We start from the raw sequence: 13,012 nt of genomic DNA, 5'->3' as shown, positions 1-13,012 counted from the left end.
GCGAGCCGTCCGCCGGGTGCGGTCAGTCGGCCAGTCAGCCAGCCAGTCAGCCGGTTCCGGGAGCGGGCGGTTTGTGGCCGGGGTACACGTGACCGGGGGTCACGATGGAGGTGACCGCCTGGCCGAAGAGCGTGCTCGGCTCCTGGTTCTCGTACCGGTCATCGGTGTTGAGGAGGATGACCATGGTCGCCTGGGCCTGCGGCAGGTAGACCGGCAGGACCTCGTACCCGGGGATCGAACCGTTGTGGCCGATCCAGCCCTGGACGTTGAAGATGCCCAGCCCGTATCCGTCACCCGGAAGGTCCATCGGGGTGGTCTTCAGCCGCTCGGCCTGGGTCGCGGGCGTCAGCAGCCTGCCGGTGGCGAGGGTGCGGGCCCAGCTGCGCAGGTCCTGCAGGTCGGAGATCATCGCTCCGGCGGCCCAGGCCCAGGAGGGGTTCCAGTGGGTCGCGTCCTCGATCTTGCCCGAGGCCGTCTGGTCGGTGTAGCCGTGCGCGTACGGGTCCGGCACGGCCGCACTCGTGGGGAAGACCGTGTGGCGGAGCCCGGCCGGTGCCAGGACCTTCTCCGTGATGACCTCGTGGAGCGGCCGGCCGGTGACCTTCTCCACCACCAGGCCGAGCAGGATCAGGTTGGTGTTGGAGTAGTCGAACCGTGCGCCCGGCGGGAACTGCACGGGGTGCTTGAAGGCGTAGTCGAGCAACTGCCGGGGTGTGAAGCTCTGCTGCGGATCGGCCTGGAGCTTCTTGATGAAGTCCCCGTCCAAGCTGTAGTTGAAGAGCCCGCTGCGCATGCCGGCGAGCTGGCGCAGGGTGATGCGGTCCCCGTTCGGAACCCCCTTGACGTACGTGCCGACGGGGTCGTCGAGGCCGGTCTTCTTCTGGTCGACCAGCTGGAGGAGGGCGGTGACCGTGAACGTCTTGGTCTCGCTGCCGATGCGGACGTGGAGGCCGGTCGCCATGGGCGCGCGCGTCGCCTTGTCGGCCACGCCGAAGGTCTTCACGTAGCTCCCCTTGCCGGGAGCCCACAGCCCCACGGTCACACCCGGCACCTGCGTCTCGCGCATGACCTGACGCACCGCCGCGTCGAGTCGCGCTGCGATGGCGGGCGTGAGCTGCGGGAACTCCGCGTCGGTGCCGGGGGAGGACGAGGGGGCGGGCGAGGGGGCGGACTCCGCCGGAGCGTTTGCCGCCGCGGGCTTCGCCCCGTACGCGGCGCAGCCCGTGGCGGCCGGTCCGATGAGCATGCCCGCGGCGGCGGCAGCCACGCAGGTCCGGCGCAGCCGGATGTGGGTCGGCTTCACGGCATGCTCTCCTGCCGTCCGAGGGCCCAGACAACCATCACCAGGGTAGGCCCGCGCCAGGCCGGTCGCGCGGCGAGCCGTGCCCGTGGCACGGCTCGCCCCTCGGGTCCCCGACAGGTGGTCAGGCCTCGCAGAACGGCATGGTCCGTACGTACCCGCCGAGGTTCTCGTCGTCGGTGCCGAGGAGGGCGTCGGTGGAACCTGCCAGGCACTCCAACCCCTCGATCTTGTACTGCGGGAACCTCTCGAGCACGGCCGGGGACGGCGCGAGCGTGACCCGTACCCGGCCGGTCGCCGACACGGTCACGCGACCGGCCTCGCTCACCGCCGAGTCGAACGGGCCGTCGTCGCCCGCGTCCGCCGCCGAACTCACGATGATCCGCCCGGAGTCGGTCACCGAGATGTCGGAGATGTGCCGCGCGGCGGCGTCGTTGGGATACGTCGCCCGGTAGGCGCGACGGGTCACGCTGCCGAACTGCGGCTGCCCCCATGAGGCGAACGAGAGCGGAGCCGCGTACAGGGTGGCAGGACGATCCGCACCCGCTCCACGGTCCGCCCACAGGGCGGCGAGGTTCCCGTTCTGGGCCACGAGCGCGAAGCTCTCGAAGTCGTCGCCCTCCCCGATCGCCGGCAGCGGCGCGTAGTCGACGACCGTCGCCGTGCTGCCGACGACCTTCAGGCGGTAGACGATGCCGCGACTGGCCAGCGCCAGGTACTCGGCGGGCATCTGCGGGATGGCTTCGATCGCCTCCAGGTCGGAAGGCTCCGGCCCGTCCCAGGTGATCGGGGAGATGCCGTCGGCGCCCTCCCCGTGCGTGATCCGGGACAGGTGCTTCTGCCCGGTCCGCTTGTTGTCGTGCACGACCAGCGCGTGCACCCCGGATCCGTCGGCGGTACGGCTTTCGAACGCGATGCCGCTGACACCGCCGCGGGCGTCGTCGCCCACCTTCTGCCATGCGTCGGCCGCACCGGCCGGTGTGGTGGTGCCGAGCAGCGTCATCAGGGCGGTCGCCGCGGCGGGCCAGGCCGCGCGCTTCAACATCGGGAGCTTCACTGGGGATCGTTCGCCTTCCCTCCGACAGACGCGATGTCACGCGCCGGAAGGCAGGCTATTGATCATGGTCAGTGCTGCTCAACGACCGTTACGCCATATGGAGGGAGCGCGAAGGAGCGAGGGCCTGGCGCCTCGGTACGACCGTCAGCGGATGATGACGGTCGTGGAGGGCGAGGTCCAGTTGCCGGCCGTCACGCGCAGTTCTTCCTTGCCCTTGTTCTTGAAGGTGTTGTCGAACGAGAAGCTGGAGCCCTGCTTGACCAGGGTGTTGGCGTGGAGGGTGGTCCACTTGGAGCCGTTCTTGTGTTGCAGCACCACCTTCGTGCCGATCGGCAGGCCCTTGGTGCGGCCGGTGAACGTGACCTTCTCGCCGGCCTTCACCTCGGTCGGCTTGGCCGTGAGGGTGATCTCCCCGGCAGCCGACGGAGTCGGTGTCGCCGCGGCGGCGGACGTGGCCGCGGCGACACCCCCGCCGGAGAGCAGCACTGCGGACAGGGCGCCGGCGGCGAGGACACGAGCGATACGACGTGGTGTGGCCATCAGGTCGGACTCCCGTCTGGAACGGATTCCCCCACGTGGCTCGAACGGATCCGATGCTAGCGGCGCCTCGCCCGAACGGGCGACTTGATCAAGAGAAACGCCAGGTCAGATGGCATGCAACCGGGAGAACCGGCCGCCCGGCGAGGGCGGCCGCATGCGGCTCGGCCGGCGGCGTCTCCCGCGTGCCGCGTGCCATGAGCCGGCCATTGCGGCCGCCCGTACGGTTTACCGGTCCTGGGAGAGACGTACGAGCTCGGCGAACGAGCCGTCCAGCCGGACCAGTTCCTCGTACGTGCCCTGCTCCGTGATCAGGCCGGCGTCGAGGACGATGATCCGGTCGGCGAGGCGGCAGTTCTCCATCCGGTGCGTGACGATCACCGTGATCCGTCCGTCCTTCATGTCCCGCAGCCCGGAGAAGACCATGTGCTCCCCGCGCGGATCCATCGCCGAGGTGGGCTCGTCCATGACGAGGAGTGCGGGCCGCCGGTGGAAGGCCCGGCCGCAGGCGAGCCGCTGCCACTGGCCGCCGGAGGGCTCGTGGCCGCCGTACAGGGAGCGGGCCAGCAGCGTGTCCAGACCGTCGGGGAACTCCTCCACCGCCTCCTTCATGCCGACGGCGGCCAGGGCCTCCCACACGGCGTCCTCACCTCGCGCGTCGGGCTGCCCGAGGGTGATGTTCTCCCGGGTCGAGAAGGGCCAGTACCCGTACGACTGGGTGACGAGCCCGACATGGGTCCACGCCGACCGCTGGTCGGCGTCGGCGGTCGGCACGCCGTCCCACGACACGCTCCCGGCCGTCGGGGTCGTCAGCGCCGTCAGGAGCCGGATGAAGGTCGACTTGCCTGCGCCGTTCTCCCCGACGAGGGCGATGACCTCCCCGCGGTTCACGGTGAGGTCGACCGGGCCGAGTGCCGGGGTGTCCTTGCCCGGGTACGTGTACGAGGCCCCCTCCAGCCGGATCTTCTGCGGAGCCTCCAGCACCTGCGCCCCGCGCGGTGCGGACTGCTCGGCCGACTGCGCGATGAAGGCGCCGTAGTCGCCGAGGTAGAGGGCGTGCTGGAACATCGCCGCCCCGTAGACGACGAGCTGGGACAGGGCCGCCGTGGACGTGCGCATGGCGACGATGGCGGTACCGGCCGCGCCGACCGCCATGTAGCCGCCGATCACCAGGGCGCCGAGGGACATCCAGGTCAGGACGATGAACAGGCCGGACACGGCGGCCGCGGTGAGGTAGACGGCGAGGTAGCGCGGGGCGGAGCCGACCATCTTGGAGTCGATCCGCTCGCAGACGGCCGCGTACCAGTGGTGCGCGTACGTCCTCATGCTGTTGCCCCGGAGCTCGTCGGCCAACTTGGGGGTGGTGAGATGCCAGCGCATCATGTGGCGGATGTTGCGGGAGGCGACCGTCTCGTTGTGGAGGCGGTAGTCGAGGCGGGCGGCGAAGACCGAGCCGAGGCCCCGGGGGATCACCGACAGCAGCAGGAGCGGCAGGAGCAGCGGGTGGACCAGGGACAGTACGGACGCCACGGCGACCATGTCGATCAGCCCGCCGGTGAAGCCGAGCGCGTCCTGGAGCAGCATGGCGGAGCGGGCGGATCCGGTTTCGGCAGCCTCGGAGCGCTCGGTGAAGTCGGGTGCGTCGTAGGCGGCCAGCTCGACGTCCATGTGGGCGTCGACCATGGCCAGGTCGGCGATCGTGGACATGCCGGGGTTCAGGCGCCGGGCGGCGCTTCCGGAGGCGATGGAGGCCAGCGCCCCCAGGGCCGTCATGGCCGCCGCGGCGACCAGGGGCCAGGTGGCGCCGGCGATCCGCTGCCCGGCGCTGCCGCCGGCCAGGAGCGGGCCCATGGCCCGGGACACCGCGGTGAGGGCGGCGGCGGTGCACACCCCGCCCAGGAGCTGGGCGCATACGAGCCACAGGAACGCGGTGCGGTTCACCGCCCAGGCCAGCTGCGCGGTCTGCACGAGGGCGGCGGGCACGCGGCGGGCCATCTGTCCGAGCGTCAGCCGTTCCATGGCCTTGCTGTGCTGGCCCCAGGTGAACGTGAACTCCGGCGGCGCGGGCAGCGCGGGCAGCGCGGTGGCCTTCGGCTTCTCGGCGTCCGTCGCCGTTTCTGTCGCCGTCGCGAGGACGTTCTTCTTCTTCCGGGTCGTGCGGGTCATGCTGCGGCTCCTCCAACTCGGCTGTGAGGGAACCCGGTTCACCCGGTACGAGGCATGGCGGCGCAGCCCTCCGCCCGAGGTCGGGGGAGGCGCCGTTCAGCTGTCCGGGGAACTGGAGGGAGTGAGTACACAGCAGCGCGGAGGGCGGAGCAGCCGGATCTGGCCGACCTGCCGGCACCGTCGCTTCCGCCCTGACGGCTGATCGTTTCGGGCGCTGGCCGCGTTCCGGGGATCCCGGGAAGGGAGGTTTGGCCGGAACCGGTGGGTTCGACCGGGAGGCGGAGGAAATCGCTTGCCCGCCTCCCGCGCGAGAGCGTGAGCTTGCGAGGACATCCCCCTACGAACCGACCAGGAAACGGAATCCATCCCTCATGCGTACCCACAGCAGCTGGATCACCCGCGCCGAGACCCGCGCGGACGTCCCCGCCATCCGTGCCGTCAACCTCGCCGCGTTCGACACTCCGCTCGAGGCCGACCTCGTCGACGCCTTGCGCACCGACTCCTCGTGGATCGACGGCCTGTCCATCGTCTCCGCCGACGCGGGCGGGGACGGGGACGGCGAGCCCGTCGGTCACGCACTGCTGACCCGCTGCCACATCGGCGACACCCCGGCCCTGTGCCTGGCCCCCGTCGCCGTACTGCCCGAGTACCAGAAGACCGGCGCCGGCTCCGCCGCCGTCCGCGCGGCTCTGCGGGCGGCCAAGGACATGGGCGAGCGCTACGTCACCGTCCTCGGACACCCGGCGTACTACCCGCGGTTCGGTTTCACCCGCGCTTCCGCTCACGGCATCGGCCTGAGCATCGAGGTCCCGGACGAGGCCATGATGGCCCTCACGCTCGACGAGGCCCACCCGCTGCCGAGCGGCACCGTCCGCTACGCGGACCCCTTCGGGATCTGACGACCAAGTCCACCCGGTCCACGCGGTCCACCCGGTCCGCCGGGTCCACCCACTCGGCCGGAGCCCGGCCCGCGCTCAGGGATGAGCCGCGGGCCGGTCACCGCGACCGGCGTGACGAAAACGCTAGAAGGCCGAGTGGGTGAACCAGTGGGTGAGCAGGTCCTGGTCGCCGAGCAGGCGGAAGGCGTCACTCTGGCGGTCCAGGCGGCCGTAGAGGAGCAGGAGCAGATCGGCGGCCGCTCCCCGTACGGTGGCGTCCGCCGTACGGGTCTCGGCGTGGTCGGCGACGAGTGCGAAGCCGTCCGGGCGCAAGCCGACCAGCCAGTCGCCGTCGCCCTCCCCCTCGCCGTCCGTGCAGCTGAAGCGAATGGTCCGGTCAGGGGCGCGCAGTTGGGCGGTCAGCGGCGCGAACGGGGACGCGAACGGCAGGTTGGTGAGGAACTCGTCGATGCCGTCGACCGCCAGCGCGCGGTCGATGTGCGGCGGGATCCCGAGTGCGATCTCCGCGTCGGCCCGGTGGACGAGGGTCTCGAAGAGCATGCGCCGGACCCAGAACCGGGCGTGCTGGTCGACTCCCCAGGCCCACATCGGCGCCTCCAGGTCGGTGGCGGCGAACACCTCGGCGGCCTCCGCGGCGCTCGCGGCCAGCCAGTCCGGGAGGCCGTCGCGGTCCTGCGGCAGGCGCAGGTCCACCTCGCGGCTGGTCGGCGGCTGCTGGATGCGCCGGCGGAGCAGCTCGGTGAACCAGCGGTGCACGCTGCCGACGTGCTGGGTGAGGTCCGCGAGGGTCCAGCCGGGGCAGGTCGGCACCGGGGTGGAGAGGTCCGCAGCCTTGACCGTGGCGACGAATCCGGCGGCCTCGGCGGCCACGGCCGCTCCGTGCTGGGCGGGGTTCATGGGTGGGCCCTTCGTCTGATGGTGCTGCCCGGGTGGAAAGGATGCTTAAGGATGTAGATGGTTGACACCCTGAAGTAATGGCGAAGGTAATTCGCGAGCCCTGCGGATGTCAATTTCCCGCCCCTCATCGGCCCGTACGCCGCCTGCTACAATGATCGCGTTCGCCTTCGGCACCCCAGCGGGTGTGTCCGGAGGCTTTTTTCATGCCTTCTTCCACTGCCGAACCCGCCACCCCGCCCACCACCCCACCCGCCACCGGATACCGCTCCTTGCTCCGCAACCGCGAGTTCGCCGGCCTGTACGCCGGCTTCACGCTGACCGTCGCCGCGAGCACCCTGTCGGGCTTTGCGCTCGGCACGCTGGTCGATCAGCAGACCGCATCACCCTTCCTGACCGCCGTGAGCATGCACGGCGCCACCTTCGCGACGGTGCTCGGCGCCCTGACGCTCATGTCGGTCGCCGACGGGAACCGCCCCCGCCGGACCCTGGTCGCCCTCCAGGGCGCCTCGCTGGTGGGCGTTGCCGCGCAAGCGGTTCCGGGGTTGCCGCTGGCCGCCCGGTTCGGCCTTCTCCTGGTGCTGGGCTTCTTCCAATCCCTGGGCACCGGAACCCGGATGGGACTGATCGCCGAAGTGGTGCCGGCCTCCACCTACGCACTGGCACGTTCGCTGATGAACATCACCTCGGGCGGTACGGCCATCCTCGGCTACGCCGTCGGCGCCGTACTGCTGCGCCACCTCAGCCCGGGGGAGGTCTTCGTCATCGCCGCCGCCCTGACCGGACTCGGCCTCGGCGTCGTGGCCGCGACGATCAGGGAACGCTCCATCCGGCTGGCCCGCCGGCCCGGACTGCGCCAGACCTGGACGACGAACATCGCGCTCTTCTCCCGGAAGCGCCAGCGGGTGCTCCTGCTGAACCTGTGGGTGCCCAACGGGCTGATCGTCGGCTGTGAGGCCCTGTTCATCTCCTACGCGCCCGGGCACGCGGGCGCCTTCCTGGCCGCAGGATCGGCCGGCATGCTGCTCGGAGACCTGGCGGTCGGACGACTGCTCACCGCAGCCCGGCGGCACCGCTGCGCTTTCGCCTTGCGGCTGCTGCTCGCCACCCCGTACCTGCTCTTCGCCTTCCATCCGCCCGTGCCGGTGGTGATGGCGGCGGTGTTCTTCTCCGGCGCCGGGTTCGCCGCGACCCTGCCGCTTCAGGAGCAGCTTCTCGCGCTGACTCCCGATCCGGTCCGCGGCCAGGTCCAGGGTGTCGAATCCGCCGGCCGGATGACGTGGCAGGGCATCGGAGCCGCCATCGGTGGCGGCGTCGCCACGTACCTCACCCCCGGCGCCGCGATCGCTGCTCTGGCGGCGGTCTCCGTTGCCATCACCCTCGCTTCCCGGGCCTGTTCCGGGCTCGGTCCGGACCGGCCGCCGGCCGTCGACGCTCAGTAGCGAAGCCGGCGCCGTCGGCCACGAAAGCGAGTGTTCTGAACTCCTGCCGGATATCCGACGTTTCCTGTGTAGGGAGCTTCCCTGACGCGATCGAACCGATAGGGGATCCACTGTGATACGTCCGGTTGTCGTCCAGCGTGGTCGGAGCGCGATCGAGGCGAGCGCCACACCGGTCTTGCCCGGGCTGTCCGCGCCGGCGTGCCGGAACGCCGACCCGGCCCTGTTCTTCCCGGCGTACGGCGTGCCGTTGAGCGAGCCTCAGATCACGGCCGCCAAGGAGTTGTGCGCCGGCTGCCCGGTCCGCGAGGAGTGCCTTGCCATAGCCGTCCGTTCGGACGAGAGCGACGGCATCTGGGGCGGCACCACGCCGCTCGAGCGGCGCCGGATGAGGGTGCAGCTGGCGCGCATGGATCAGGGTGCGGAGCTGGCCCGGGCCGTGGTGTCGGGGGAGGAGCCGGAGGTGGTCCAAGCCCTGCGGCCCGCCGTGGTGCACAGCCTGTTCCGCATGGGCTGGAACGCCGAACGGATCGGCGACGCACTGAAGTTGACATCCAGTCAAGTCCAAACGGCACGGGGGATGGCGGCGAGGGCGCAGGCGTTTCTCGCCTTCATGGAGCGGCACTGTCCCAAGGGCAGGACCTGATCGGCGCCCGGTCGGCGAAGATCGCGCCGACGTCGGGCGCCGCCCATCCATCGGGTCAGTCCCGGACGATCGTCCAGGGGCGCATCAGGTCGTCGTCCTCGTGTTCGAGGATGTGGCAGTGGTGGACGTACTCCGCGGGGAATTCGGTGCCGCTTCCCGGAATCGACGCGATCGTGTCCGTCGGCGGGTCGAATTCCCGGATGATGATCCTGGTCACCGTCTCCGGATAGGACTTGACCGTGTCCTTGTTGGACTGCGCCTCGTCCGGGTCCGGCGGAATCGGAGGCCCGGTGAGGTAGTTCGCCAACACCGGCCTGTCCTCCGGCTTGCGGCCGCCGTCAATCCACTTCTCGTACTGCTCCTGGTATGCGGTCGCGTCGATCGGCTGCCTGTTCAGCACCTGGAAGTTGACGAGGTGGACATGCATCGGGTGGGCGTCGTGGTTGGGATTGATGTACTCCCAGATCTCGGTCGAGCCCGCCTTGATGAAATCCTCTGACGGTTCCATGAACGGCACCGCGTTGAAGGTCATGGTGCCGAAGAGCTTGTGCTGGTACAGCACCCATTCCCGCCGGCGGGTGTGCGGTTTCGGCCTGATGGGTTCGACCGCCGGTAGTCCGAGTTCCTTGGGCGGGGTCGTCTTGTCCCCGCCCCCGGACAAGGGCTCGGTGACCTTGAACCGCATGATTCCCGAGATTTCCGGTCCGTCGCCACCCGGGAAGTGGACCGGCGCGTTGTAGTTCGTCAACGTGACGTCCGTACCCATGGGCACCTTGCTGAAGTCGACGATCAGGTCGTACCGCTCGGCAGGCCCGATCAGGAAGTTCAGCATCTGCAGTGGAGCGCGGAAGCCGCCGTCGGTACCGATCAGCCAGAACGGCAGTGTGGGCTGGGGCAGCACGTCCGTGGGAACGGTGAAGTTCAGGCGCCAGAAACGTTCGTTGGAAGCGTTGAGAATGCGCAGCCGGTAGCGGCGCCGCTCCACGGCCAGGTACGGATACGCCTTTCCGTTGACGACCGGGGTGTCCTCGCCCTGCTGGAGGGTCATGGTGTAGGCGAGCGAACCGTCCGCGTTGAAGGTCCGGTCCTGGAGGATGAGGGGTACTTCGAATTCGCCTTGCGGCAGCCCGAACCGCTCGTCCGCCGGGTCACGGACGAGGTAGAGACCGGCAAGGCCCGCATAGACGTTGACGCTGGTCATCCCCATGCCGTGGTCGTGGTACCACAGCATGCTCGATTCTTCGTGGTTGGTGTAGGCGCAGATCGCTTCGTTGGGCTTGACCCGCTTCGGGTCCAGGGTGGTGTAGGCCTCGGCGTGGATGCCGTCCGGGCTGAACGAATGCAGCGGCATGCCGTCGGACTGCGGCGCCGTGAAACCGCCGTGCTGGTGTACGACGTTCCACACGTTGACATTCCGCGGGAAAGGCATGTGGGGCTTGTAGGGAGGCGGGGGGATCGGGGTGAGCTGGGGATTCCCGTTGCGGATACCGTCGATCACGAACTGGAACAGATGCGTGGTCGGGAGCTTGTTGCGGTACTTGACGACCGTTGGGTGGTTTTTGTTCACGCTGATGGTCGGCCCGAGATACCCCATGCCGATGGCCTTGCGGGGATCGTGCGGGTTCGTGGCCCAGTAACCCCACACCGTCGCCGGCCCGAGATCACGGTGGAAGCGCCACGAGCCCTGGCGCATCGTGATCTCGTAGTAGTCGGCGCCCGGATAGACGGACGGATCCGGGACGGCTGTCAGTGGCGTGGGCAGCGGGTCGACGTACTTCGCCAGCGGAGGGGTTTTGGGGATCACGGTGTCCGCGGACCCGTGACCGTGGCCGTCCGATGCACTCGCCGGAGTACCCAGAACACCCCGCGAAAGCGTGACCGCACCCCCCATGGCGCCGGCCATGAGGAATCTTCTTCGCCCGACCATCGACTCCAGCCTTCCCTCGCCTCACGTGACGCTCAAGGGATACCGAGCGGGTACGGGGCACTGCTTCAGCACGCCGCTCCGGCACGGGAAAGCCACTCATTGAGGCGATTTGGCAGAAATTCGGCAGTCCCCGGTGATCCGTGCATCGGCGCCCACGAGTGGGCCCATTCCCGAGACGTCGTACCGCCGCAGCTCCACGGGAATCTCCCGAACACGCGCCACCGCCTGCTTCGCCGGAGCCCTGATCGGCCTGATGGGGTCCACCTGTTCCGCTCACGCCGCGACGCCGTCGGCGGCCCCCGTCGCCATTCGTGCTTGCGCCAACATGTACACGGGGACGGTGCGGATCCTCACCGAGTTCGACGGTGAATGCCACCTCTTCGAGACGCCGCTCGAATGGAACGAGGAAGGCCCGCCCCGTCCGACGTGGTCCGGGTGTGGCGCGAGGGGGTCGGTCAGTACGGCTTCACGTTCAACCACGGCATCGCGTTCTGTTCGCGCAACGCCACCTTCTTCCGGACGCCCCGTCACTTCACCACGAGCGACGGCGTGGACGGTGACATGGGAATCCAGAGCTACGACCTACAGGGCACGCCGGTGGACAGCTCGTTCGCGCTGACCGTGACCTGCTGACATCGGAATCAGCGGTTCGGCCGGTTGACGGCGTGGGAGTGGGCATGGGCATGGGCGCGGCCGCGGGGGTGGGCGTCGGCGAAGTCCCAGACCACCGGGAGGAGCTGCTCGGGGGTCTCGATCTGGGGCATGTGCCCGGTGCCGCGGAGGAGGTCGAACCGGGCCCGGGGGATCGCCGCCGCGTACGCACGCCCGTACGCGCAGTCCACGACCTGATCGCTCTCGCCCCAGGCGACGAGCGCCGGGTGCGCGATTTCGGCGAGGCGTTCGCGGAGGGTGGGGTCGGCCATGGCGTGCGGCCCGGAGTAGACCTCCAAGGCGGCGCGATTGGCGGCCATCACCGTACGGGCGGCCTCGGGAAGGGCGGTGAAGTCGACGGCGAACTTCGCGGGGTCGTGGAAGGCGAGCCGCGACAGCTCGGCGGGGGTGAGCGAGGAGGCGTCGGCGACGGGGTGTCCCGGGACGTCGATGCCGACGGCGTTGACGAGGATCACGCCGCTGATGCGGTCGTTGCCGAGCAGGGCCAGCTCGGCGGCGATCCAGCCGCCTATGGAGTTGCCGACGACGGTGACGTCCGTGAGGCCGAGCTCGTCGAGCAGCCGCGCGTAGACACGGGCGAGGGTGGGGACGTCGGCCAGCCACGCGGGCCGGGCGGTGCCGCCGAACCCGGGGTGGAGCGGGGTGAACACCCTGGCCGGGCGCTGTCCGGCGAGCAGCCCCGCGAACGGGGTGACCGTCTGCGGTCCGGCGCCGCCGTGCAGGAGGAGGAAGGAGCGGCTCTGTTCGCTGTGGCCGCCCTGTTCGTCGACGGTGACGTCAAGGGTGACGTCCAAGGCCCCGGAGGGGAGGGAGAGGGTGTGGGTGGCGGTGGTCATGCGGTGTCCTTCGCTGTCAGGGGGGTGGCGGTGTCGGCCCATCGGGGGCCTGGAGGAGGGCGGTCAGGCGAAGTCGGTCGCGGGAACCGTGGCGTAGCGGCCCATGACCCTGGCGGTCGACTCGGGGGTCATCTCCTCGCCGGCGGCGATCATGTCCCGCAGGTCGCGGAAGTACTGCACGTACAGGTCGGGCGTGAAGGTGTTGACCATCACCGCCGGTTCGTCGCCGAGGTTGGCGAAGGTGTGCGGGGCGCCGGGCGGGATCATCGCGAGCGAGCCGGCCGGGGCCACATGCGTGGTGTCCCCGACGGTGAAGTGCACGGTGCCGGAGACGACGTAGAAGCCCTCGTCGTGTTGTGCGTGACGGTGCTGCGGAGGCCCTTCGGTGTGCGGGGCGAGCGTGATCTCGCCGATCCCGAGCCGGTGTCCGGTCGTGCTCCCGTCTTCGAGGATGCGCATCCGGGCCCGGCCCAGGCTGATCGTTTCGCCGCCGTCCGGACCGACCACGGAAACCTCGGGCATGGCCGCCCCCTTTCGTGAGAGTTCGCTCTCATGAGATTAGGGGGGTGGCTCTCGTTATGCAAGTGGACTCTCATAACGAGAGCCGGTGATGGTAAAGTGAAGCCGAAGGGGCGAGAG

Annotated in this window: 12 protein-coding genes; 4 read left to right on the top strand and 8 right to left on the bottom strand. The window is 69.8% G+C overall.

The window, feature by feature from the left end:
• Window positions 1-46: 46 nt before the first annotated feature.
• The 4 genes from IF02_RS0119765 to IF02_RS0119750 all read right to left on the bottom strand — a co-directional run bounded on the left by IF02_RS0119765 (window position 47) and on the right by IF02_RS0119750 (window position 5,060).
• Entirely contained in the window at window positions 47-1,303 is a 1,257-nt protein-coding gene (locus IF02_RS0119765; RefSeq protein WP_030158766.1) for a serine hydrolase domain-containing protein, read from the bottom strand.
• Window positions 1,304-1,424: 121 nt separating this feature from the next.
• Window positions 1,425-2,345, bottom strand: a complete 921-nt coding sequence (locus IF02_RS0119760) for a hypothetical protein (protein ID WP_234318265.1) — start codon at window positions 2,343-2,345, stop codon at window positions 1,425-1,427.
• A 156-nt stretch (window positions 2,346-2,501) separates the two neighbouring features.
• Window positions 2,502-2,897 carry a hypothetical protein gene (locus tag IF02_RS32485; protein WP_051696364.1) on the bottom strand — a complete coding sequence of 132 codons (396 nt, stop codon included), beginning with the start codon at window positions 2,895-2,897 and terminating at the stop codon, window positions 2,502-2,504.
• A gap of 225 nt (window positions 2,898-3,122) precedes the next feature.
• The gene (locus IF02_RS0119750; RefSeq protein WP_078622192.1) at window positions 3,123-5,060 is read right to left on the bottom strand and encodes an ATP-binding cassette domain-containing protein; all 1,938 of its coding nucleotides are present in this window, start codon (window positions 5,058-5,060) and stop codon (window positions 3,123-3,125) included.
• 371 nt (window positions 5,061-5,431) lie between these two features.
• Here IF02_RS0119750 and IF02_RS0119745 point away from each other — a divergent pair, with 371 nt between their 5' ends.
• Window positions 5,432-5,959: a GNAT family N-acetyltransferase gene (locus tag IF02_RS0119745; RefSeq protein WP_030158758.1), complete on the top strand. Its 528-nt coding sequence runs from the start codon at window positions 5,432-5,434 to the stop codon at window positions 5,957-5,959.
• 123 nt (window positions 5,960-6,082) lie between these two features.
• On the opposite strand, the gene IF02_RS0119740 is transcribed toward IF02_RS0119745, so the two are convergent.
• Complete coding sequence (locus IF02_RS0119740) at window positions 6,083-6,856, bottom strand: maleylpyruvate isomerase family mycothiol-dependent enzyme (protein ID WP_030158756.1); 774 nt, start codon at window positions 6,854-6,856, stop codon at window positions 6,083-6,085.
• Between the two features lie 203 nt (window positions 6,857-7,059).
• Here IF02_RS0119740 and IF02_RS0119735 point away from each other — a divergent pair, with 203 nt between their 5' ends.
• Complete coding sequence (locus IF02_RS0119735) at window positions 7,060-8,295, top strand: MFS transporter (RefSeq protein ID WP_051696363.1); 1,236 nt, start codon at window positions 7,060-7,062, stop codon at window positions 8,293-8,295.
• Between the two features lie 112 nt (window positions 8,296-8,407).
• Entirely contained in the window at window positions 8,408-8,938 is a 531-nt protein-coding gene (locus IF02_RS33840) for a WhiB family transcriptional regulator (protein ID WP_234318264.1), read from the top strand.
• A gap of 55 nt (window positions 8,939-8,993) precedes the next feature.
• Here IF02_RS33840 and IF02_RS0119725 read toward each other — a convergent pair whose 3' ends face one another.
• Window positions 8,994-10,841 (bottom strand): multicopper oxidase family protein, encoded by a 1,848-nt coding sequence (locus IF02_RS0119725; RefSeq protein ID WP_051696362.1) that lies wholly within the window; start codon window positions 10,839-10,841, stop codon window positions 8,994-8,996.
• A 420-nt stretch (window positions 10,842-11,261) separates the two neighbouring features.
• Here IF02_RS0119725 and IF02_RS0119720 point away from each other — a divergent pair, with 420 nt between their 5' ends.
• Window positions 11,262-11,498 (top strand): hypothetical protein, encoded by a 237-nt coding sequence (locus IF02_RS0119720; RefSeq protein ID WP_158708514.1) that lies wholly within the window; start codon window positions 11,262-11,264, stop codon window positions 11,496-11,498.
• Window positions 11,499-11,506: 8 nt separating this feature from the next.
• Here IF02_RS0119720 and IF02_RS0119715 read toward each other — a convergent pair whose 3' ends face one another.
• On the bottom strand, window positions 11,507-12,373 hold the full coding sequence (locus IF02_RS0119715; protein WP_051696361.1) for an alpha/beta fold hydrolase: 867 nt from the start codon (window positions 12,371-12,373) through the stop codon (window positions 11,507-11,509).
• A 63-nt stretch (window positions 12,374-12,436) separates the two neighbouring features.
• Entirely contained in the window at window positions 12,437-12,895 is a 459-nt protein-coding gene (locus IF02_RS0119710; RefSeq protein ID WP_030158744.1) for a cupin domain-containing protein, read from the bottom strand.
• Window positions 12,896-13,012: the final 117 nt, after the last annotated feature.

The organism is Streptomyces sp. NRRL S-244 (assembly GCF_000717915.1).
Lineage (GTDB): Bacteria > Actinomycetota > Actinomycetes > Streptomycetales > Streptomycetaceae > Streptomyces.
The sequence above is the reverse complement of the archived record's forward strand: the minus strand, read 5'-3'. Positions and strand labels throughout refer to the sequence as shown.